This is a genomic window from Streptomyces sp. NPDC038280 (genome assembly GCF_055600045.1).
Genome location: NZ_JBVJYZ010000001.1, coordinates 119,013 through 139,629, shown reverse-complemented (window position 1 = coordinate 139,629; position 20,617 = coordinate 119,013). Strand labels below are relative to the sequence as shown.

Sequence of the window (20,617 nt, the reverse complement as noted above, 5' to 3'; positions counted from 1 at the left end):
ATGAACTTTTCCGACTACATCACCGGCGAACCCGTCGTCGACAGCAAGGCCCCCTCGGGTCCCGTCGCCGAGCGCTGGGACAAGCGCCGCTTCGAGGCCAAGCTGGTCAATCCGGCCAACCGGCGCAAGCACACGGTCATCGTCGTCGGCACCGGCCTCGCGGGCGGGTCGGCCGGCGCCACTCTGGCCGAACAGGGCTACCACGTCGTCCAGTTCTGCTATCAGGACTCTCCGCGCCGCGCCCACTCCATCGCCGCCCAGGGCGGCATCAACGCCGCCAAGAACTACCGCAACGACGGCGACTCCATCCACCGGCTCTTCTACGACACCGTCAAGGGCGGCGACTTCCGCGCCCGGGAGTCCAACGTCCACCGGCTGGCGCAGATCTCGGTGGAGATCATCGACCAGTGCGTCGCCCAGGGCGTGCCCTTCGCCCGCGAGTACGGCGGTCTCCTCGACACCCGCTCCTTCGGCGGCGTCCAGGTCTCCCGTACCTTCTACGCCCGGGGCCAGACGGGCCAGCAGCTCCTCCTCGGCGCCTACCAGGCGCTCTCCCGGCAGATCGCCTCGGGCGGCATCGAGATGCACCCGCGCACCGAGATGCTGGACCTCGTCGTCGTCGACGGCCGGGCGCGCGGCATCGTCGCCCGCGACCTGATCACCGGAGAGATCTCCACCCACTTCGCCGACGCGGTGGTCCTCGCCTCGGGCGGCTACGGCAATGTCTTCTATCTGTCGACCAATGCCATGAACTCCAACGCGACCGCCGTCTGGCGGGCGCACCGGCGCGGCGCGTACTTCGCCAACCCCTGCTTCACCCAGATCCACCCCACCTGCATCCCGCGCACCGGCGACCACCAGTCCAAGCTGACCCTGATGAGCGAGTCGCTGCGCAACGACGGCCGCATCTGGGTCCCCAAGGCGCAGGGCGACACCCGTCCGGCGAACGAGATCCCCGAGGACGAGCGCGACTACTACCTGGAGCGCGTCTACCCGTCCTTCGGCAACCTCGTCCCCCGCGACATCGCCTCCCGCGCCGCGAAGAACGTCTGCGACGAGGGGCGCGGTGTGGGCCCCGGCGGCCAGGGCGTCTACCTCGACTTCGCCGACGCCATCAGGCGGATGGGCCGCGAGGCCGTCGAGGAGAAGTACGGCAACCTCTTCGAGATGTACGCGCGGATCACCGCGGAGAACCCGTACGAGACGCCGATGCGGATCTACCCCGCCGTGCACTACACGATGGGCGGTCTGTGGGTCGACTACGACCTCCAGACCACCGTCCCCGGCCTCTTCGCCATCGGCGAGGCCAACTTCTCCGACCACGGTGCCAACCGGCTCGGCGCCTCCGCGCTGATGCAGGGCCTCGCCGACGGATACTTCGTCCTGCCGTCGACGATCAACGACTACCTGGCCCGCAACCCCCACGCGCAGCAGGTCACGCCCGACCACCCCGCCGTCCAGGAGGTGCTGGCCGAGACCCAGGACCGGCTGAACCTGCTCCTCGCCGTCGACGGAGACCGGACCCCGGACTCCTTCCACCGCGAACTCGGCGAACTGATGTGGGAGTTCTGCGGGATGGCGCGTACCGAGGACGGCCTGCGCAAGGCGCTCGACCGGATCCCGCAGATCCGCGAGGAGTTCTGGCGCCGGATCAAGGTTCCCGGCACCGGCGAGGAGTTCAACCAGTCGCTGGAAAAGGCCAACCGCGTCGTCGACTACCTCGAACTCGCCGAGTTGATGTGCCTCGACGCACTGCACCGGGAGGAGTCCTGCGGCGGGCACTTCCGAGAGGAGTCCCAGACCCCGGACGGCGAGGCCGCCCGCCGGGACGAGGAGTTCTCCTACGCCGCCGCCTGGGAGTTCCAGGGCACCGGCGACGCCCCCGTCCTGCACAAGGAAGACCTCGTCTTCGAGTACGTCCACCCCACCCAGCGGAGCTACGCATGAGGCTCACCCTGCGCGTCTGGCGCCAGAAGAACGCCGACGCCCCCGGCGCCATGGCCACCTACGACGTCGACAACATCTCCTCCGACATGTCGTTCCTGGAGATGCTCGACACCCTCAACGAGGACCTCATCCTGCGCGGCGAGGAGCCGGTCGCCTTCGACCACGACTGCAGGGAGGGCATCTGCGGTGCGTGCAGCCTCGTCATCAACGGCGACGCCCACGGCCCCGAGCGCACCACCACCTGCCAGCTCCACATGCGGTCCTTCCAGGACGGCGACACCATCGACGTCGAGCCCTGGCGCGCCTCCGCGTTCCCGGTCGTCAAGGACCTGGTCGTGGACCGGTCCGCGTTCGACCGGATCATCCAGGCCGGCGGCTACATCAGCGCCCCGACCGGTGCGGCCCCGGACGCCCACGCGACCCCGGTGCCCAAGTCCGACGCGGACTTCGCCTTCGAGCACGCCGAGTGCATCGGCTGCGGCGCCTGCGTCGCCGCCTGCCCCAACGGCTCGGCGATGCTCTTCACCTCGGCGAAGATCAACCATCTCAATGTGCTGCCGCAGGGCGCACCGGAGCGCGAGACCCGCGTCCTCGACATGGTCGCCACCATGGACGCGGAGGGCTTCGGCGGCTGCACCCTCACCGGCGAGTGCGCGACGGCCTGCCCCAAGGGCATCCCGCTGCCGTCGATCGCGGCGATGAACAAGGAGTGGCTGCGGGCGAACCGCAAGGTCCGCCGCTGACGCGGGCGTTCAGTGGCCCAGGGCGCGGGCGAGGTAGGGAGCCGTGCGGCTCCCCTCCGCCCGCGCGACCCGGCCCGGTGTGCCGGTGGCGACGATCCTGCCTCCCTCGTCGCCACCACCCGGCCCCAGGTCGATCACCCAGTCCGCCTCGGCGACCACGTCCATGTCGTGCTCCACGACCACCACCGAGTGGCCCGCGTCCACCAGCTGGTGGAGCCGGCGCATCAGCACGTCCACATCGGCCGGGTGCAGACCGGTCGTCGGCTCGTCCAGGACGTACAGAGTGTGGCCGCGACGCTGCCGCTGCAGTTCGGCGGCGAGTTTGATCCGTTGCGCCTCGCCGCCGGAGAGCTCCGTCGCGGGCTGGCCCAGTCGGAGATAGCCGAGCCCCACGTCGAGCAGGGTGCGCAGACTGCGGGCGGCGGCGGGGGTGTCCGCGAAGAAGTCCGCCGCCGCCTCGACCGTCAGATCGAGCACCTCGGCGATGTTCAGGCCGGTGTGCCGCACCTGGAGGGTCTCGTCGTTGTAGCGGGCGCCGTGGCAGTCGGGGCAGGGGGCGTACGTACTCGGCAGGAACAGCAGCTCCACGGAGACGAACCCCTCGCCCTGACAGGTCTCGCACCGGCCGCCCTTCACGTTGAAGGAGAACCGGCCGGCCCTGTAGCCCCGCGCCCGCGCCTCGTCGGTGGCCGTGAACAGTCTGCGGACGATGTCGAAGAGCCCTGTGTACGTCGCCAGATTCGACCGGGGGGTCCGGCCGATGGGCTTCTGGTCGACCGTCACCAGCCGTTGCACATCAGGAAGTTGGCCGGTGAGCTCCCCCACCAGGGTCGACTTCCCCGATCCGGAGACACCGGTGACCGCCGTGAGCACACCGAGGGGGAACTCCACCTCCAGGCCCCGGATGTTGTGCCGGCTCACCGGGCCGATCCGCAGCCGGCCGGACGGCTCGCGGACCGGGCGCCGCGCCGGCGGTTCCCGGTCGAAGAGGAACCGGCGGGTCACCGACTCGGCGACCGACGCGAGCTCCCCGGGCGGTCCGCTGTGCAGCACCCTTCCGCCGTGGACCCCGGCCCCGGGCCCCACGTCCACCAGCCAGTCGGCACGTCGCACGACATCGAGATGGTGTTCCACGACGAAGACGGTGTTGCCTCCCGCCTTCAGCCGGTCCAGGACGACGAACAGCGCCTCGGTGTCGGCGGGGTGCAGGCCCGCCGACGGCTCGTCAAGGACGTACACCACGCCGAACAGCCCCGAACGCAGCTGGGTGGCGAGCCGCAGCCGCTGCAGCTCTCCGCTGGAGAGCGACGGCGTCGTCCGGTCCAGACTGAGATAGCCGAGCCCGAGCTCGGTGACCGTGGCGATCCGCGCCGACAGATCCCCGGTCAGTACCCGGGCCGTCTCGCTCCGCGCGCCCATGGGCAGCACCTCCGCCAGCGAAGTCAGCGGCAAGGCGGCCAGCTCAGCGATCGTACGGCCCACGTAGGTCACCGCGAGCGCCTCCGGCCGCAGCCTGCTCCCGTGGCAGACGGGGCAGGGAGCGCTGCTGAGAAAGCGCTCGGCCCTGGCGCGCAGCGTCTGGCTCTTGGAGTCGGCGAAGGTGTGCATCACATAGCGCCGGGCGCTCATGTACATGCCCTGGTACGGGCGTTGGATGCGCCCCGCCTCGCGGACCGGATGGACCGTCACGACCGGCTGCTCGTCGGTGAACAGGATCCACTCGCGGTCCGCGGCGTCGAGCTCGCGCCACGGCCGGTCGACGGCGTAGCCGAGGGTGTCGAGCACGTCCCGCAGGTTCTTCCCCTGCCAGGCGCCGGGCCAGGCGGCGATCGCGCCCTCGCGGATCGACAGCGAGGCATCCGGCACCAGCAACTCCTCGCTGGTCTCGTGCACCCGGCCCAGTCCCTGGCACGCGGGGCAGGCACCGGCCGCCGTGTTCGGCGAGAAGGAGTCCGAGTCGAGCCGGTCCGCCCCCTCGGGATAGTCGCCCGCGCGCGAGAAGAGCATCCGCAGCGAGTTGGAGAGCGTGGTGACCGTGCCGACGGAGGAGCGGGAACCCGGCGAGGAGCGCCGCTGTTCCAGCGAGACGGCCGGCGGCAGACCGGTGATCTCACCGACCTTGGGCGCGCCCACCTGGTGGATCAGCCGCCGGGCGTACGGCGCCACCGATTCGAAGTAGCGGCGCTGCGCCTCGGCGTAGATCGTCCCGAACGCCAGCGATGACTTGCCTGACCCGGAGACCCCGGTGAAGACGGTGATCGCGTCGCGGGGGATGTCCACGTCGACCTGGTCGAGATTGTGCTCGCGGGCTCCGCGGACGCGGACGAACGGGTCATGGGGGCTGCCGTGCATCCCCGGAGTCTAGGTGTCCGCCCTGGTCAGGCCCGCGATCCGGGCGATCCTCCGATACGAGTCGAGCAGCGCGTCCCGGTCGTACGTGCTGGTCGTCACCAGGATCTCCTGCGCCGACGTCTCCTTCACGGCCTGCTCCAGCGCCTCCCGGACCTGGTCCTCGGTGCCGTGGATGTGTCCACGCAGCCCGGCCTCGTAGAATCCCCGCTCCTTCTCCGACATCGCCAGGGACTCGATCCGCTCGGGCGACTCCAGTGGCGGGAAGACGCCGTGCGTCCGCGAGTACGCCAGTGACCACGCCTCCGGCATCAGCAGCCGGCGCGCCTCCTCCTCGGTCCCGGCGACGGCGACCGTGCCCGCCACGGCGACATGGGGCTCGGCGGACCACACGGAAGGGCGGAAGCCCGCACGGTAGGCGTCGAGGGCGGTGAGGAGCTTGTCGCGGCCCCTCAGGTCGCCGATGACCAGCGGAAGGCCCGCGGCGGCGGCGATGGCCGCTCCCTCACCGGTGGCCAGGACGTACGGCGGCACCCGCAGGCCCTCGGCCGGGCGGGCGTGCACCTGCGGATGGGCCGTCTGGTCGCCGGTGAACCAGCCGAGCAGCTCGGTCAGCTGGCCGGCGAAGTCGTCGGCGTGCTTCTTGTCCCGGCCCAGGGCCCGCCGTATGCCGTCCGTGAACCCCACCGACCGGCCCAGACCCATGTCGATCCGGCCGGGGAAGAGCGACTCCAGGACCCCGAACTGCTCGGCCACGACGAGCGGTTGGTGGTTGGGCAGCATCACCCCTCCCGTGCCGACCCGGATCACCGAGGTCGCGGCCGCGACGGCCGCCGCGAGGACGGTCGGCGCGGACCCCGCGACGCCGGGCACGCTGTGGTGCTCCGAGACCCAGAAGCGGTGGTAGCCGTACCCCTCCAGCTCCTGGGCGAGGCGGACGGTGTCCCGGAGTGCCGCGGGAGCGTCCTGCCCCGCGCGGGTGCGTGAACGGTCGAGGACGGAGAACCGGGTCGAAGCGAGAAGAGAGCTCACGCCCCGTTCAACGCCTGAGCCGCCCGGGGATTCCCTAAGCTCGGAGCGTGACGCGAAACAGCAGGCCAGTGGCCGTATTCGACCTGGACATGACGCTCTCCGACTCCGGGCACCGCCAGCACTTCCTGGAGAGGCGACCGCGTGACTGGGACGCGTTCTTCGCGGCGGCGCCGCAGGATCCGCCCCTCGACAAGGGCGTGGCGCTCTGTCTCGAAGCCGCACGGGAGTGCGAGGTCGTGTACCTCACGGGCAGGCCGGAGCGCTGCCGCCGGGACACGGTGACCTGGCTGGCCGCGCAGGGCCTTCCCGAGGGCCGGATCCACATGCGGCGCAACCACGACCGGCGGCCCGCCCGCACCACGAAGCTGGAGATCCTGAACGCGCTCGCCCGCGACCGGGAGGTCCGGATGCTCGTCGACGACGACGAGCTGGTGTGCGAGGCCGCCGAGCGCGCCGGGTTCCCGGTCGTACGTGCCCGCTGGGGAGCGCCTTCGCGGGAGCTGAAGGACGCCCAGGAGAACCAGGGCCGCACCTGAGACGGGGCGCGGGCGGTACGGCCGGATCCGGTGCGGGCGGCTCGCGCACCGGCCGGTCAGGTACCTGCCCCGTCGCCGTCCTCCAGGCGGAACCCCACCTTCAGGCCGACCTGGTAGTGCGCGATCTGCTGGTCCGCGATGTGGCCGCGGATCTCGGTCACCTCGAACCAGTCCAGCGCGCGCACGGTCTCCGAGGCGCGGGCGATGCCGTTGCGGATGGCCTGGTCGATGCCCTCGTGGGAGGTCCCGACGATCTCGGTGACACGGTAGGTGTGGTGGGACATGAGGGTCCGCCTCTCTCGTCGCGAGCGCCGCGGTCGCGGGTGTCACTCCACCGTGCCCCACCACGGCCGGGTGCGCGATTCATCGGGAGCGGGATGGTGGACGGGGTGGCCGCGGGCCCATCTGCCTGGCAGAAGCATGCATTCCGGGACTTGACCACCCCGTTGGTCCAGACCAGAATCCAGGCCACACACCCGTACGAACGTTTTGTTCGACCCCCCACGTCGGGTCCGTCCTCCCATGCTGAAACGCAGAAGGTGACCCACGTGAAGAAGCGCTCTCTCCTCTGTCCGCTCGCGCTCGTCTCCGCCGCCGCGCTCACCGGATGCGGGATCCTCCCGGGCGGCGGCGCGAAGGCGCGCACGGTCGACGTCTGGCTGATGAAGGACAGCGTCACCGACGACTTCCTCGACCGCTTCACCAAGGCGTACGAGGACACACACCCGTCCGTGAAGCTGCGGTTCACCTTCCAGGAGTGGACCGGCATCGGAAAGAAGGTCACGGCCGCCCTGGAGGGCAAGGGCGGTCCGGACGTCATCGAGGTCGGCAACACCCAGGTGGCGCAGTACGCCGAGACCGGCCGGCTCTACGACCTCACCCTCGAATCGATGCGAGACCTCGGCCGCGAGGAATGGCTGCCCGGCCTCGCCCAGCCGGGCAGCATCGACGGCGCGCAGTACGGCATCCCCTGGTACGCGGCCAACCGTGTCGTCGTCTACAACAAGGACCTCTACGCCCGGGCGGGGATCGAGAAGCCCGCGAAGACCCGCGCGCAGTGGCTCAAGGACACCGAGACGCTCAACAGCGGCGGCACCCAGGGGATCTACCTCGCCGGCCAGGACTGGTACACCCTCGCCGGCTTCATCTGGGAGGAGGGCGGGGAGCTCGCGGTGGAACGGGGCGGCCTCTGGACCGGCGCGCTGGACAGCGCCGCGGCCCTCAAGGGCATGGACTTCTACCGGGAACTCCAGTCGCTCGGCGCCGGCCCCAAGGACGCCGACGAGCAGACCCCGCCGCAGTCCGACGTCTTCGCCGGGGGCCGGGTCGCCCAGATCATCTCCACTCCCGGCGCCGCCGCCCTGATCGAGAAGAAGAACCCCGCCCTCAAGGACAAGCTGGGCTTCTTCCCCATCCCCGGGAAGTCCGCCGCCGCGCCGTGCGCGGTGTTCACCGGTGGCTCCGACCTGATCGTCCCCGACAACGCGCCCGACCGCGGCGCCGCCATCGACGTCGTCGAGGAGCTGGCGGGCGAGGAGTGGCAGTCCGACCTCGCGCGCACCATGAGTTACGTCCCCAACAAGACGTCGCTGGCGTCCGTCGTCGGGGGCGAGGAGGCGACCGCCGCGATGGCCGCCGGCGCCGTCCGGGGCCGGGCCACGCCCAACTCGCCCCAGTGGGCCACCGTGGAGGCGGACAACCCGATCAAGCCGTACATGACCGCCGTCCTCGAAGGGCAGGACCCCGGCCGCGCCGCCGAGGAGGCGTCGGCGAAGATCACCAGGGCACTCGCCGACTGACCGGCACCCCTCGTCGCGAGCCCCCCGGCGCCGGAAATCCGGTCATTCAGCCGTCGCACATCCCCGATCCGCCGAGCCGTCATGTCGAATCCAGCCGGTCACGGAAGAAGTAAGGAGCCGGGCCGCCGCACCCGCGGCCCGCCCCTCACGTCCCCTTCCGTCCGCCGGAGGAGCCCGACATGTCCGCACCGACCGCCGCCCTCGTCGCACCGCCCACTGACGCCCAGCCCCGCTATGTCGTCTCCCTCGCCCGCGACCAGGACGAGGTCAGGGCGGCCCAGCGGCTGCGCCACCTGGTCTTCGCCGGAGAACTCGGCGCCCGCCTCGACGGGCCCGAACCCGGCCTCGACATCGACGCCTTCGACGCCTACTGCGACCACATCCTCGTACGGGAGGAGACCACCGGGGAGGTGGTCGGCACCTACCGCGTCCTGCCGCCCGACCGGGCCCGGATCGCCGGACGCCTCTACTCGGAGGGCGAGTTCGACCTGGCCCGGCTCGACGCGATCCGCGACGACCTCGTCGAGGTCGGCCGCTCCTGCGTCCACCCCGCCCACCGCAACGGCGCCGTCATCGCCCTCGTCTGGGCCGGCCTCGCCCGCTACATGACCCGCACCGGCCACACCTGGCTGGCCGGCTGCTGCTCGATACCGCTCGCCGACGGGGGCTCCCTCGCCGCCGGGACCTGGGACGTGGTCAGGGACAAGCACCTCGCCCCCGAGGAGTACTGGGTGACACCGCACAAGCTCTGGTCCCCGGACGGCATCGCCCGGCCCGCCGGCCGCGCCGAACTGCCCCCGCTCCTGCGCGGCTACCTGCGGCTCGGCGCCTGGGTCTGCGGCGCGCCCGCCCACGACGTCGACTTCGGCGTCGCCGACCTGTACGTCCTGCTCTCGCTGCGCCGCACCAACCCCCGCTATCTGCGCCACTTCCTCTCCCTCGCCCCGGTGCGATGACCGGTCCGGGGGCCGGTTCTCCCTGGCTGCCCAGCGCGCCCTGCACACCGGGCGGCTGTGCGCGGTCCGAGGGACCGGCGGCCGGCCGGCCGCTCGCCGCCGCGCGGCTCACGGCCGGACTCGCCGCCGTCCTGCTCGGGCTGCTCCTCGCGCCCGCGACCGCCCTGCTGACCCGCACGGCCCGGCTCCGGCTGACCCGCGTGTGGGCGCGGGCGGTGGTCCGCGCCTTCGGCGTCCGGATCCGGGTCACCGGCCGGCCACCGGCCACCGGCGGTCCGTGGCTGGTCGTCGCCAACCACATCTCCTGGCTCGACATCCCGCTGCTCGCCACCGTCCTGCCCGGCCGGATGCTGGCCAAGACCGAGCTTCGCGCCTGGCCCGTGCTCGGCACCCTCGCCGCTCTCGGCGGCACCCTCTTCGTCGACCGCGACCGGCTGCGCGCCCTGCCCGCCGCCGTGCGCCGCGTCTCGGGCGCGCTGGCGAGCGGCTCACGCGTCGTCGTCTTCCCCGAGGGCTCCACCTGGTGCGGCCGCGAGCGCGGCCGTTTCCGCCCGGCCACCTTCCAGGCCGCCATTGAAGCGGGCGCCCCCGTCCAGCCCGTCCGCCTCGCCTACACACCGACCGGGCCGGCCGCGTTCGTCGGTGACGACCCGCTCGCCGCCTCGCTGTGGCGGACCGTGCTCACCGGCCGGCTCACCGCGGAGATCAGGATCCTGCCCCCGATCCCCGCGGGCCGCCACACCGACCGCCGTTCACTGGCTCGCGCGGCTCAGCGCGCCGTCGCCAGCGACAGCGCGAACCGCTCCTTCTCGTCGGTCCACCAGTGCGTCAGCTCCATCCCGGCCGCCTCCACCTCCGCCCGCACGCCCTCCTGACGGAACTTCGCCGACACCTCCGTACGCATCTCCTCACCGGCCTCGAACGCCACCGCCAGGTCCAGCTGGGGAATCTTCACCGTCAGCGAGGTGCGGGCCCGCAGCCGCATCTCGATCCACTCGTGCTCCGCGTCCCACACCGCCACATGATCGAAGTCGTCCGGGTCGGCGTCGGCGCCCAGCTCCCGGTCGATCACCGACAGGACGTTCTTGTTGAAGGCCGCCGTCACCCCGGCCGCGTCGTCGTACGCGGCCACCAGCGTCGCCTCGTCCTTCACCAGATCCGTGCCGAGCAGCAGCGCGTCCCCGGGAGTGAGCAGGGAGCGTACGGAACCGAGGAACGCCGCGCGCTCGACGGGCAGCAGATTCCCGATCGTGCCGCCCAGGAACGCCACCAGACGGGGCCCCGCCGTGCCCGGCAGCGCCAGCCCCCGGGTGAAGTCGGCGACCAGCGCGTGCACATGCAGCCCCGGGCGCTCGGCCATGAGCGAATCCGCCGCGCCCCGCAGGGCGCTCTCGCTCACATCCACCGGCACATAGCCGTCCAGCTCCGGCAGTAGCGCGTCGATCAGGAAGCGGGTCTTCTCCGACGACCCCGACCCGAGCTCCACGAGCGTGCGCGCACCGGTGGCGGCGGCGATGAGCGGCGCGCGGTCCATGAGGATCTCCCGCTCGGCGCGCGTCGGGTAGTACTCGGGCAGCCGGGTGATCTCGTCGAACAGTTCACTGCCCCGCGCGTCGTAGAACCACTTGGGCGGCAGCTCCTTGGGCATGCGGGTCAGGCCGTGCAGGACATCGGCGCGCAGGGCCGCGTCGGTGGCGTCCTCCGGCAGGGTGCGGGTCAGCAGGAACGGGCTCACGCGGCAAGCTCCTTGAGCGGGGTCACGGACACATCGGTACGGGTGGCGGTGAGCACGGTGAGATCGGGGACCTCCCGCCAGAGCGGATCGTCGTCGTACGGCTCCGACGCGACGACCATGCTCTCGCCGGGCCCCGCGCGGTACCAGAGCGTGTCGCCCCAGGCGGTGGCCGCGATCGTCCGGCCGTCGGTGAGCAGCAGGTTGAGCCGCGAACCGGGCGCCGCCTCGGCGACCTCCAGGACGGTCGCCGCCAGCGCCCGGCCCGGCTCCTCGCCGTCCCGCAGCCGGTGCAGCGCCAGGGCCCACACCAGCGCCGAGTCACAGCGCGACTCCAGCGACAGCAGTTCGGCCGCGGGCAGCGCGGCGGCGAGAGGCGCCAGTGAACGGGGCCAGCCGGTGACCGCGCCGTTGTGGCTGAACAGCCACGGTCCGTCCGCGAACGGGGCGGCCGCGGCCTCCGCGTCGGCGCCGGGCAGGGTCGCGTCCCGTACCGCCGCGAGCAGCGCGCCGCTGCGCACCACCCGGGCCAGATCCGTGAACGACTGGTCGGCCCAGATCGGCCCGGCACGGCGGTAGCGGGCGGGCAGGGGGTCCTCTCCGGCGTACCAGCCCACCCCGAAACCGTCGGCGTTGACCGTGCCGTACTGCTGCCGGCGCGGCTCCCAGGACTGCCGGTACAGCCCGTGTTCCGGCCGGACCAGCACCTCGCCCAGGGCCTCCGGCGGCCCCAGGTAGGCGATATGACGGCACATCAGGCATCCTCCGTGTCCCGTGCGGTCCTGAAGCCCGAGAAGATCTGGCGGCGGACCGGCAGGTCCCAGTTGCGGAAGGTGCCCCGGCAGGCCACGGGGTCGACGGCGAACGACCCGCCGCGCAGCACCTTGTGCGCACTGCCGAAGAAGACCTCCGAGTACTCGCGGTACGGGAACGCGGCGAAGCCCGGGTAGGGCAGGAAGTCGCTGGACGTCCACTCCCACACATCGCCGATCAGCTGCCGCACCCCCAGCGGTGAGGCACCGGCCGGATAGCTTCCGGCCGGCGCCGGCCGCAGATGCCGCTGGCCCAGGTTGGCGTGCTCGGGAGTCGGGTCGGCATCGCCCCACGGGTAGCGCAGGGAACGGCCCGCGACCGGGTCGTGACGGGCCGCCTTCTCCCACTCCGCCTCCGACGGCAGCCGCCGGCCCGCCCAGCGGGCGTAAGCGTCGGCCTCGTACCAGCTCACGTGGAGCACCGGCTCGTCCGCCGGTACGGGCTCGGTCATCCCGAAGCGGCGGCGCATCCACTGCCCGCCCTCACGGTGCCAGAACAGGGGTGCGGAGATGTCGTGCTTGCGGATCTGTTCCCAGCCCGCGGCCGCCCACCACCGCTCGTCCGCGTACCCGCCGTCGTCGATGAAGCGCTGATAGGCGCCGTTGGTGACCGGCACGGTGTCGATGTGGAACGCCGGCACGAAGCGGGCATGAGCGGGGCGCTCGTTGTCCAGAGCCCACGGCTCCGTGGAGGTACCCATGGTGAACGGCCCGCTCGGCACCAGCACTTCGGCCGGGAGCGAGGTCAGGTCCCCGGCCCCCGGCGGCTCGGGCGCGGACAGCGCGGCGGGTCCCCGTCGCAGCTGATGGGTGATCAGCATCGTCTCGTCGTGCTGCTGTTCGTGCTGCGCGATCATCCCGAAGGCGAAGGCCGCGTCGGTCAGCGGACGGCCCTCCAGTGGCACCCTCTCCAGGATGTCCAGCACCCGCCCGCGCACATCGGAGGCGTACGCCCGCGCCTCGGCGGGAGCCAGCAGCGGCAGCGTCGGCCGCAGCGCCCGGGGATGCTGAAAGGCGTCGTAGAGGGAGTCGATCTCCGGGCGCAGCGCTTCCCGGCCCCCCACGTCCCGCAGCAGCCACTGCTCCTCCTGGTTGCCTATGTGGGCGAGGTCCCACACCAGCGGAGACATCAGCGGCGAGTGCTGCGCGGTGAGGTCACGGTCGTCGACGCAGCTGGTGAGGACGGCCGTACGGGCACGGGCGGTGGTCAGCGCCTCGAGCGCCCGCTCCCGCAGCTTCTCCGGTTCGGTCATGAGCGGGGGTCCTTCCCGAGGACGAGCGACGCGGACGGATACGCGTACGTGGAGGGGTCGTCGGCCGGGCAGCGCCCCCGGACGACATAGCGTTCGTGGAAGGCGGCGACCTCGTCCCGGACGGCGGCGGTGGCGCCGATCCGGGGCAGCGCCTCGAGCGCCAGGGTGAAACAGGCGACGGCGGCCGCGTGCAGCTCCGGGTCGGCGAGTCCGCGCCGGGCGGCGTGCCGCCACAGGGCGTTGCGCGGAGCGGGCAGGGCGCCGGCCGTCTCTGCGAGGGGCTTGACCGTCCGGTAGACGGTCTCGGCGGCCTCCGGGTCGTCGAACAGCGCGGTGGTCACGGCGAGCGGCACGATCCAGCCGTCGTCGCCGGGCTGGGCGTCGATCATGCGCAGTTCGAGATGGCCGCGGGGTCGCACCGGGGGGAAGAGCGTCGTCCGGTGGTAGGTGAGATCGGCGAGGGTCGGAGGCCGGCGGTTCCCGGAGCGGAGCCAGCGGCGGAAGGTCAGCCCCTCCGGCACCTCCCAGGGCCCCTCCTCGGCCCGTACGCACATCACCGGGGTGTCCAGCACATGCGTGGCCCACGCGGCCCGGGGATCCCCGCCGGGAGGGGGCGCCATGCCCCGCAGCGGGTCGAGATCCGCCCAGAGCGACTGCCGGGTGGAACGCCAGCCGGTGCGGCGGCCGCCGTGGACCGGGGAGTTGGCGAAGGCGGCGACCAGCACCGCCCCCAGGAGGTGGGCCAGTTGCCAGCGCCGTCCGTAGCCGAGAGGCCCCGGCTCCTCATGGCCCGCGTCCAGGCATATCTGCACCGACGCGGACTCGCACATCATCGCCCGGCCGGCCGGGCCGCTCCGGTCGAAGGACGCCTCCATCGCGTCGTACCGGGGCTCCCGCAGCAGTCGGCCGCGCGGCGCGTGCCACGGCTCGACACCGTGACCGGCCAGGCGCAGGCCGTGCGGGCGCAGTGCGGACCGTACGGCGTCCAGATCGGCCGAGACGACGTCCACGCACTCCATCAGGGAGGCGGCGGGAGGCGAGCTGAGCTCGAGCTGTCCACCCGGTTCGAAGGTCAGCGCCGAGCGCAGTGGCACGCTCGCGAGACCGGCGACGGCGGTCTCGAGACGGGTGCCGGAGACCGGCAGGCGGGGGTCGGCCAGCTCATGGACCAGCCACTCCACCTCGACACCCACCGACTGCGGGGGACCCGTCTTGAAGCAGATACATCGCAGCAGATCCTCGGCCTCGTCCTCGGTGAGGGGCGGGCCGCCCTCGTCTGCATCGCTGGGCGACATGATCGGATCCTCCAGTCGAAGGGCGCTGAATCCACCTAAGGCCACGGTCGCCGACCGCACAAGTGCGCCCATTCGCCGCCGCGCGCGATCGGCTCCGGGCTGGGAAAATAGATCGCTCGGCGGGGGCGTGTGCCGCGATGATCGCGGGTATGAGTGCACGATTGCGCGGCATCGCCAAGGAGACCGAGACCATCGTCGAGGCGGGCCGCTACCTGGCCCCCGACGGCCGCGAGGTGGAGATCGGGCCGGCGCTGGCCGCGTCCCTGGCCCGGACCCGCATGTACGGCCCCGAGCCGCTTCCCGTCGTTCCGGACACCGACCGAACGACCGCCGTCGAGGTGACCGGCGAGAGCAGCCTGGAGGCCGCCCGGCGCCTCACAGAGAGTGCTCCAGGCCCCGTCGCCGTACTGAACTTCGCCTCCGCCCGCAATCCCGGCGGGGGATACCTCAACGGCGCCCAGGCCCAGGAAGAGGCCGTGTGCCGGGGCTCCGCGCTCTACGCGACGCTGCTGCGGGCGCCCGAGTTCTACGCCCACCACCGGGACGACCGCAGTCCCTTCTACTCCGACCGGGTCATTCTCTCTCCCGGCGTCCCGGTCTTCCGCGACGACCGGGGACGGCTCCTGGAGAGGCCTTACGAGGTCGGTTTCCTCACCTCTCCCGCACCCAACGCCGGGGTGATCCGCGCACGTACGCCCGAGCTGGCCGGCCGGATAGGGGAGGCGCTCGGCTCACGGGCCGAGCGGGTCCTGGAGACGGCCGTCACCGGTGGCTACCGGCGGCTGGTGCTCGGGGCGTGGGGCTGCGGGGTCTTCCGCAACGACCCGGTGCGCGTGGCGGGGGCCTTCCGTGCCCTGCTCACCGGGGAGGGCCGGTTCGCGGGGCACTTCGACGAGATCGTCTTCGCGGTCCTGGACCGTACGGCGGGCGGCGCCACGCTCGCCGCGTTCAGGACGGCGTTCGGGAGCCCCGGAAGCTGAGGAAGGCGGCGGGCGCCGGTGGCGTTCGAGGTCAGGACCAGCCGTAGCGTTCGATCAGGCGCAGGACGACGAGGTCGAACCGCCGCCGGTCCAGCGCACACGCCTCGCGCCGCATCCCGTCCTCATGGACCCGCAGCACACGGTCGATGTCCACCCACGACTCGCGCCGGGCGCTGTCCCAGTCGCCGACTCCGATCGGCACCCATTCGCGGTCGTGGTCGTGATGCTTGCTGGACAGCTGCACGGCGAGGAGCGTGCCGGCGGCCTCACGGGCCACCACCAAAACGGGACGGTCCTTGCCGCGTCCGTCGTTCTCCTCGAACGGCACCCACGTCCACACGATCTCACCGGGGTCCGGGTCCCCGTCCCGGTCGGGGGCGTACGACGTGCGGACCGGGCCCACGTCGAGCGGGTCGGCCTCGGTCGTGGCGGAAGGGCCCTGCCGGCCCGGGTGGTTCGGGGTGCTGGAGAAGATCGTCACCCGCCACACCGTAGAGCCCGCACCGCCCGTCCCGGAAACCCCCGGACGGCGAATGTGCCACGGTGAGATGACAGGGCAATGTGACATAGATGGCCCTCCATGCTTGCGTCCGCACGACCTCGGTCACTTAATTTCCGCAATTAGCCGACCAAGTGGAACGGGGAGGGCAGCGCCCACATGCGAGCCGAAGCCATGCGCGGGGGCGCTGCGCAGACCTTATTTCCGCCGTGTTGTCCGCCCCGATGGTCGCCGTGCTGCCCGCCGGGCTCACGAGCCGCCCGGCCGCCCTCCGACGCACGGGCGGTGCCGCGGCATGAGCGGTGAGATCTGGGAGCTCTTCAGAATCGCGGCCGGCGCGCGAAGAGAGTGGCTGGTCCTGCGACTCACCGCCGACGAGGCGGAGGGGCTGTACGGATACGGCGAGTGCTCCGACGCCGGCCCGCTCGCCAAGGTGATCGCGGTCCTCGACACGGCCGTACGGCACGGACCGTGCTCCGAAACGGCCCGGAACGATCCCGGCGCCCGGGACGCCGCCGAGTGCGCGGACGCGGACGAGCGCGCCGTCGAGTCGTGCTTCGCGGGAGTCACCGTCGGCGGCGGCATGGAGCAGGCCCGCGCCGATCTCGCCGCGCGTCTCGAAGGCCTCCCCCTGTGGTCGTGGATGGGCGGCAGGGCCCCCGGCCCGATCGAGCTGTACGCGAGTCTCGGCCGGGCTCCCGGCGGGCGCACCCCCAAGGACCTCGCCACCGTCGCCGACAGGGCACTTGCCGACGGGTTCCGTGCCGTGAAGGTGGCTCCCTTCGACGCCCCGGGAGAACTGCCGCTGTCCCGGCTCGGAATCGCCCGGCTCAAGGCCGTCCGGGACGCGGTCGGAGAGCGCACCCTGCTGATGGCCGACGCGCACGAGCGGCTCACCTTCGACGAACTCGTGCCGCTGCTGGGCCCGTTGAGTGACCTCGGCCTCCACTGGCTGGAGGACGCCGTCTGTATCAGCCGCCCCCGGGAACTGGCCCGACTGCGCGCCCGCACCGCCATCCCGCTGGCCGGAGGCGAGTACGCCTGCGACCCCGCCGAGGTGTGGCGGGTGGAGGGGCTGATCGACGTGCTCCTGCCGGACGTCAAGCACGCCGGCGGCACGCTGGGCGCCCAGCGCCTGGCCGACGCGGCCGCCGCCCGGATCTCCGTCCACAACCCCGCCGGCCCGGTCGCCACGCTCCACTCCGCCCACCTCGCCGCGGTGTGCGCCACGGACGAGCCGATGGAGTACGCCTTCGGGGAGACCCCGTGGCGGTCCGACGTGGTCCACGGCGCCGAACGCGTCGACGGCGGTCGCCTCACGCTCCCCGACACCCCAGGCGTCGGCCTCGAACTCGACACCGCCCACCCGGCGGTCACCCGCGTCTGGAGCGGCCGCCTGGAGGACCGCCGCGCGACGGACTGAGCCGGCCGGCTCACGAGGACGGGCCGGGCGGCAGGGCCCGGACCCTGGGGTCGAGCCGTCCATCCGGCGCCGGGCCCCGGGGCCTCAGATCGGGGTCCCAGTAGTTCTCGCCGAAAAAACAACGCTAGGGAATGATCCGCAGGTCAGCGCACGGGTTCCGTCGCGGCCATCTGCTCGTCGTGCTCACGCAGCATCCGCATGACGGTCGCGGGCGAGGGGTGCTGGCCCTTCTCCTTGCCCGTGGTGATGACGAGCCGGGCGGCGATGTCGCGCAAGCTCATCTCCTGCTCGCGGGGGGGGGAGAGAGAGAGAGAGCCATGGAGAGCATGTGGTCGTCGGTGACGCCCGCGCCGCCGATTGTTTTGCCGTGCTTGCGGGCGGACGCGTGGCCTTCCAGGGTGCGGTCGCGGATGTACTCGCGTTCCATGCCGGAGAGAGCCGCCAGGACCGTGAACACGACGCCGGAGGGGTCGTGCGAGTGCGAGCCCTGGAGCTCACCGGTGAGGAACTGAAGGCCGACGTCACTGGTCTTCAGCTCTTCGGCCAGCAACGCCAGTTCGATGCCGCGGCCGAGCCGCTTGTGCTCGTGGACGACGAGCGTGACGCGGACACCGGAGGCGCGCAGTTCGCCGGTGAGCTTGACGGCCTTGTCCAGCTCGGACCGCTGGGTAGCGCGGGTGGAGATCTTCTCGGAGAAGATCCGGGTCACGCCGGCCTCGGTCAGCGAGTCGAGCTGGGAGTCCAGGGACTGGCGGGCTCTGGACGCACGGACTACCCGAGGCGTAGGTGACCGACCGGCTCGGTGCCGGCACCCGCGGGCCGGGGCAGCTCGGTCCAGACAGAGCCGGGCTTGCGCACGGCGGGGGTCGTTACGTTCAGGGCCTTGGCGAGTTGGGGCACGAGCCGGAAGCGGGCTGTGGTACTGGATGGCCACCTTGCCCTTACCGGTGCGGCACGGCGAGCCCGCCGGGACTGCACAGGTGGACATCGGGCGCGCGTGCGATTCCACGCGCTTGGCGTCGTCGCTCACGAGCCCCGACTGTTTCATGGGGGTGTGTCAGAGTCCAGCCGTTTGCAACAACTCATGAAACATGAAACCCGCAGCATGATCGGCGGACGGCGCCGTGTTTCACGAGCGACCTATGAAACACCCCCGGCGTTGTCGCCTCTTCGCGTCGGTGGACGTCCTCGCCAACCGCCTACGACACCGATTCGCGCCTGTGACCTACCAGCGCTGGTGTGTGGCACGTTTCGCTCATATTCCGGCCCCACCCCTAGCGCATCCGGGGCGGTGACCCGCATCAAGTGCCATGGACTTGCCCACGCCACGACAGTGTCAATTCCCCGTTAACTGGAAGCCCGAGGGTGGGGGCCAGGGCTCCGGTCCCCGTCATGCCCGATGCCAGAGGCAACGTGAATTGACGGAGCGTTGCGATCAGATGCCGGTGCCCCTCCCCGCCCGGCACTGGCACCCACAAGTGAAGGGTCTTTGCAGTGGGTTCCCACTCCCAGGCCCCTTCTTGGCTGATGGCTCCACCAATAAATGCAATAGTGCCAAACCATTTGTCTGTCGGGTGAGGGTCTGAGATCCCAGTGTCCTCCCATTCAATCTCTATCTGAGCAGTCTGGGGGGTCCAGCTCGGGATTATGTCAATCTGCCCGCCGCGTCTCATGATCGCTCCTAATCATCCGAAGCTTTCGGTCCCACTGTGCAGGCCGCAGGCTGACCTCGACCAGGATTGTGATCGACTCCGAATCAGTGGTGTTGGGGGCGAGAGCGTCTCGCTGGCCGTGAGCAGTGGGCCGACGCCACGGACGCGGGCCGAGGCGCGGTACGGGCCTTCCAGTGCCGGCTCGTCCGCCGCGCGCCGTGGCGGGCCGTTTCTGCGCTGTTTATGCGACTCCCCGTCAAAAGTTGCATCAGTCAATGATGACTGCGCCGGGTGGCAGAGTTTTGGGGCGGAAGCCTGATGTCTGACTGCTGGTCACGATATTACTATCGTCGTCATCTACCTGGAAAATCTTCTTCGCCAAGCCGACGAGGTCTTCGCCTAGCTCTACCGCCTGGCCGACGGACTTGGCGGCGTCCTTTCCCGCACCGAGGATGTCGCCGAACGTCTCTTCCGAGGTCTTAATCGGGTCTCGAGCAAGGTCCGTTACGGCGTGTGTAACGAACGAGGTTGCCCCAGCCATCGGATTGGGGCCGCTAACCGTTATGAGAGGCAGTTTGATGGTGCTTGTGGGTCCCCAATGTAGACCCGCTTCTGCCTTGAGTCCGAACTCGACGCCGGTGCCGTATGTTTGGCCTCCGATCTTTATCTCGGTGTGCCCGCCAATCGTGCCTGCCGAAGCGCCGACCTCGACGCCCGCTCCGTCCGGACTGATCTCGACATCGGTGTGGGCAGAGGGCCCCACAGCGATTCCACCAGCGCCCGCCGACCCACCTGGAACAGTAACCGAGGTCGATCCTTCAACCTTAGCCGTGACGACTTCGGCGTGACCCTTGGCAGATAGTTTCTTGCCGTCAAACGAGCCGCTGAGATTGACTATGGCGACCTGAGCTCGCCCATCAGCCGTAATCGAATACTCTCCTCTCCGGAATCTGAGGGTTTTACTCTCATCGAGGAGGCTCCATTGCCAGGAGAAGTTTTCTCCTGGTATCGCTGGTCCACTGATCGACATCCGCTCTTGGGAGTCGACCGACACCGTTCCCTCTTCAGCTACCCGCAGGACGCCATCCGCGCCAAAACGGCTGCATTGGTAGAAGATGTCACCGATCGGCAGCACCCCGCGCGGGTGGCCGACGGCGGAATCGCCGAAGACTGTGGTGTAGATGTTCCAGCCGCCGCTGAGCAGGTTTCCGCCCTGTCCGGCGGTCCAGCTTGCGGTGCCGTCCTGCCATCCGTCGTGGCGGTACCACCGCAACTGACCCTCCGGCGTGATGGCGTAGATGACGCCCTCGCCGCCGCCGAACACCTTGCTGTAGATGTTCCAGCCGCCGCTGATCAGGGTTCCGCCCTGTCCGGCGGTCCAGCTTGTGGTGCCGTCCTGCCATCCGTCGTGGCGGTACCACCGCAACTCGCCTTCCGGTGTGATGGCGTAGATGACGCCCTCGCCGCCGCCGAACACGGTGGTGTAGATGTCCCAGCCGCCGCTGACCCTGACTCCGCCCTGTCCGGCGGTCCAGCTTGTGGTGCCGTCCTGCCATCCGTCGTGGCGGTACCACCGCAACTCGCCTTCCGGTGTGATGGCGTAGATGAC

Annotated in this window: 19 protein-coding genes; 8 read left to right on the top strand and 11 right to left on the bottom strand. The window is 71.1% G+C overall.

Annotated features, from left to right (window positions below; all coding sequences use genetic code 11):
• Both ACZ7J0_RS00635 and ACZ7J0_RS00630 read left to right on the top strand, forming a co-directional pair.
• Window positions 1-1,947, top strand: coding sequence for a fumarate reductase/succinate dehydrogenase flavoprotein subunit (locus ACZ7J0_RS00635; protein WP_470882794.1), 1,947 nt, complete (start codon window positions 1-3; stop codon window positions 1,945-1,947).
• A complete protein-coding gene (locus ACZ7J0_RS00630; RefSeq protein ID WP_470882793.1) occupies window positions 1,944-2,690 on the top strand; it encodes a succinate dehydrogenase/fumarate reductase iron-sulfur subunit in 747 nt (248 codons plus the stop codon). Before ACZ7J0_RS00635 ends, ACZ7J0_RS00630 begins: the two co-directional genes overlap by 4 nt.
• Window positions 2,691-2,699: 9 nt before the next feature.
• On the opposite strand, the gene ACZ7J0_RS00625 is transcribed toward ACZ7J0_RS00630, so the two are convergent.
• Window positions 2,700-5,042 carry an ATP-binding cassette domain-containing protein gene (locus ACZ7J0_RS00625; RefSeq protein ID WP_470882792.1) on the bottom strand — a complete coding sequence of 781 codons (2,343 nt, stop codon included), beginning with the start codon at window positions 5,040-5,042 and terminating at the stop codon, window positions 2,700-2,702.
• Between the two features lie 9 nt (window positions 5,043-5,051).
• Entirely contained in the window at window positions 5,052-6,071 is a 1,020-nt protein-coding gene (locus ACZ7J0_RS00620; protein WP_470882791.1) for an MsnO8 family LLM class oxidoreductase, read from the bottom strand.
• A 47-nt stretch (window positions 6,072-6,118) separates the two neighbouring features.
• Here ACZ7J0_RS00620 and ACZ7J0_RS00615 point away from each other — a divergent pair, with 47 nt between their 5' ends.
• The gene (locus ACZ7J0_RS00615) at window positions 6,119-6,607 is read left to right on the top strand and encodes a phosphatase domain-containing protein (RefSeq protein ID WP_470882790.1); all 489 of its coding nucleotides are present in this window, start codon (window positions 6,119-6,121) and stop codon (window positions 6,605-6,607) included.
• A gap of 56 nt (window positions 6,608-6,663) precedes the next feature.
• Here ACZ7J0_RS00615 and ACZ7J0_RS00610 read toward each other — a convergent pair whose 3' ends face one another.
• Complete coding sequence (locus tag ACZ7J0_RS00610; RefSeq protein ID WP_470882789.1) at window positions 6,664-6,891, bottom strand: dodecin; 228 nt, start codon at window positions 6,889-6,891, stop codon at window positions 6,664-6,666.
• 264 nt (window positions 6,892-7,155) lie between these two features.
• Here ACZ7J0_RS00610 and ACZ7J0_RS00605 point away from each other — a divergent pair, with 264 nt between their 5' ends.
• The 3 genes from ACZ7J0_RS00605 (at window position 7,156) to ACZ7J0_RS00595 (ending at window position 10,237) form a co-directional block, all read left to right on the top strand.
• The gene (locus ACZ7J0_RS00605) at window positions 7,156-8,406 is read left to right on the top strand and encodes an extracellular solute-binding protein (RefSeq protein WP_470882788.1); all 1,251 of its coding nucleotides are present in this window, start codon (window positions 7,156-7,158) and stop codon (window positions 8,404-8,406) included.
• Between the two features lie 179 nt (window positions 8,407-8,585).
• On the top strand, window positions 8,586-9,362 hold the full coding sequence (locus tag ACZ7J0_RS00600) for a GNAT family N-acetyltransferase (protein ID WP_470882787.1): 777 nt from the start codon (window positions 8,586-8,588) through the stop codon (window positions 9,360-9,362).
• Window positions 9,359-10,237 carry a lysophospholipid acyltransferase family protein gene (locus tag ACZ7J0_RS00595; RefSeq protein ID WP_470882786.1) on the top strand — a complete coding sequence of 293 codons (879 nt, stop codon included), beginning with the start codon at window positions 9,359-9,361 and terminating at the stop codon, window positions 10,235-10,237. The genes ACZ7J0_RS00600 and ACZ7J0_RS00595 overlap by 4 nt, the downstream gene beginning before the upstream one ends.
• Here ACZ7J0_RS00595 and egtD read toward each other — a convergent pair.
• From egtD to egtA, 4 genes are read right to left on the bottom strand one after another with little or no spacing between them, the layout of a single operon-like run.
• The gene (gene egtD / locus ACZ7J0_RS00590) at window positions 10,132-11,097 is read right to left on the bottom strand and encodes an L-histidine N(alpha)-methyltransferase (RefSeq protein WP_470882785.1); all 966 of its coding nucleotides are present in this window, start codon (window positions 11,095-11,097) and stop codon (window positions 10,132-10,134) included. The genes ACZ7J0_RS00595 and egtD overlap by 106 nt on opposite strands.
• On the bottom strand, window positions 11,094-11,849 hold the full coding sequence (egtC, locus tag ACZ7J0_RS00585; RefSeq protein WP_470882784.1) for an ergothioneine biosynthesis protein EgtC: 756 nt from the start codon (window positions 11,847-11,849) through the stop codon (window positions 11,094-11,096). Before egtC ends, egtD begins: the two co-directional genes overlap by 4 nt.
• Complete coding sequence (gene egtB / locus ACZ7J0_RS00580) at window positions 11,849-13,159, bottom strand: ergothioneine biosynthesis protein EgtB (RefSeq protein ID WP_470882783.1); 1,311 nt, start codon at window positions 13,157-13,159, stop codon at window positions 11,849-11,851. The genes egtC and egtB overlap by 1 nt, the downstream gene beginning before the upstream one ends.
• The gene (gene egtA, locus ACZ7J0_RS00575; protein ID WP_470882782.1) at window positions 13,156-14,454 is read right to left on the bottom strand and encodes an ergothioneine biosynthesis glutamate--cysteine ligase EgtA; all 1,299 of its coding nucleotides are present in this window, start codon (window positions 14,452-14,454) and stop codon (window positions 13,156-13,158) included. Before egtA ends, egtB begins: the two co-directional genes overlap by 4 nt.
• 149 nt (window positions 14,455-14,603) lie before the next feature.
• Between egtA and ACZ7J0_RS00570 the strand changes: the two genes are divergently transcribed.
• Window positions 14,604-15,434 (top strand): TIGR02452 family protein, encoded by an 831-nt coding sequence (locus ACZ7J0_RS00570; RefSeq protein WP_470882781.1) that lies wholly within the window; start codon window positions 14,604-14,606, stop codon window positions 15,432-15,434.
• Between the two features lie 31 nt (window positions 15,435-15,465).
• Here ACZ7J0_RS00570 and ACZ7J0_RS00565 read toward each other — a convergent pair whose 3' ends face one another.
• The gene (locus ACZ7J0_RS00565; RefSeq protein ID WP_470882780.1) at window positions 15,466-15,915 is read right to left on the bottom strand and encodes a type II toxin-antitoxin system PemK/MazF family toxin; all 450 of its coding nucleotides are present in this window, start codon (window positions 15,913-15,915) and stop codon (window positions 15,466-15,468) included.
• Window positions 15,916-16,228: 313 nt separating this feature from the next.
• On the opposite strand from ACZ7J0_RS00565, the gene ACZ7J0_RS00560 reads away from it, so the two are divergent.
• Window positions 16,229-17,356 (top strand): enolase C-terminal domain-like protein, encoded by a 1,128-nt coding sequence (locus ACZ7J0_RS00560; protein ID WP_470882779.1) that lies wholly within the window; start codon window positions 16,229-16,231, stop codon window positions 17,354-17,356.
• 143 nt (window positions 17,357-17,499) lie between these two features.
• Here ACZ7J0_RS00560 and ACZ7J0_RS00555 read toward each other — a convergent pair whose 3' ends face one another.
• From ACZ7J0_RS00555 to ACZ7J0_RS00545, 3 genes are all read right to left on the bottom strand, one after another.
• Entirely contained in the window at window positions 17,500-17,631 is a 132-nt protein-coding gene (locus ACZ7J0_RS00555; RefSeq protein ID WP_470882778.1) for a hypothetical protein, read from the bottom strand.
• A 2-nt stretch (window positions 17,632-17,633) separates the two neighbouring features.
• A complete protein-coding gene (locus ACZ7J0_RS00550; protein WP_470884070.1) occupies window positions 17,634-18,344 on the bottom strand; it encodes a recombinase family protein in 711 nt (236 codons plus the stop codon).
• A gap of 932 nt (window positions 18,345-19,276) precedes the next feature.
• Window positions 19,277-20,617 (bottom strand): tachylectin-related carbohydrate-binding protein (locus ACZ7J0_RS00545; protein WP_470882777.1); only part of this gene is annotated, 1,341 nt, incomplete at its 5' end.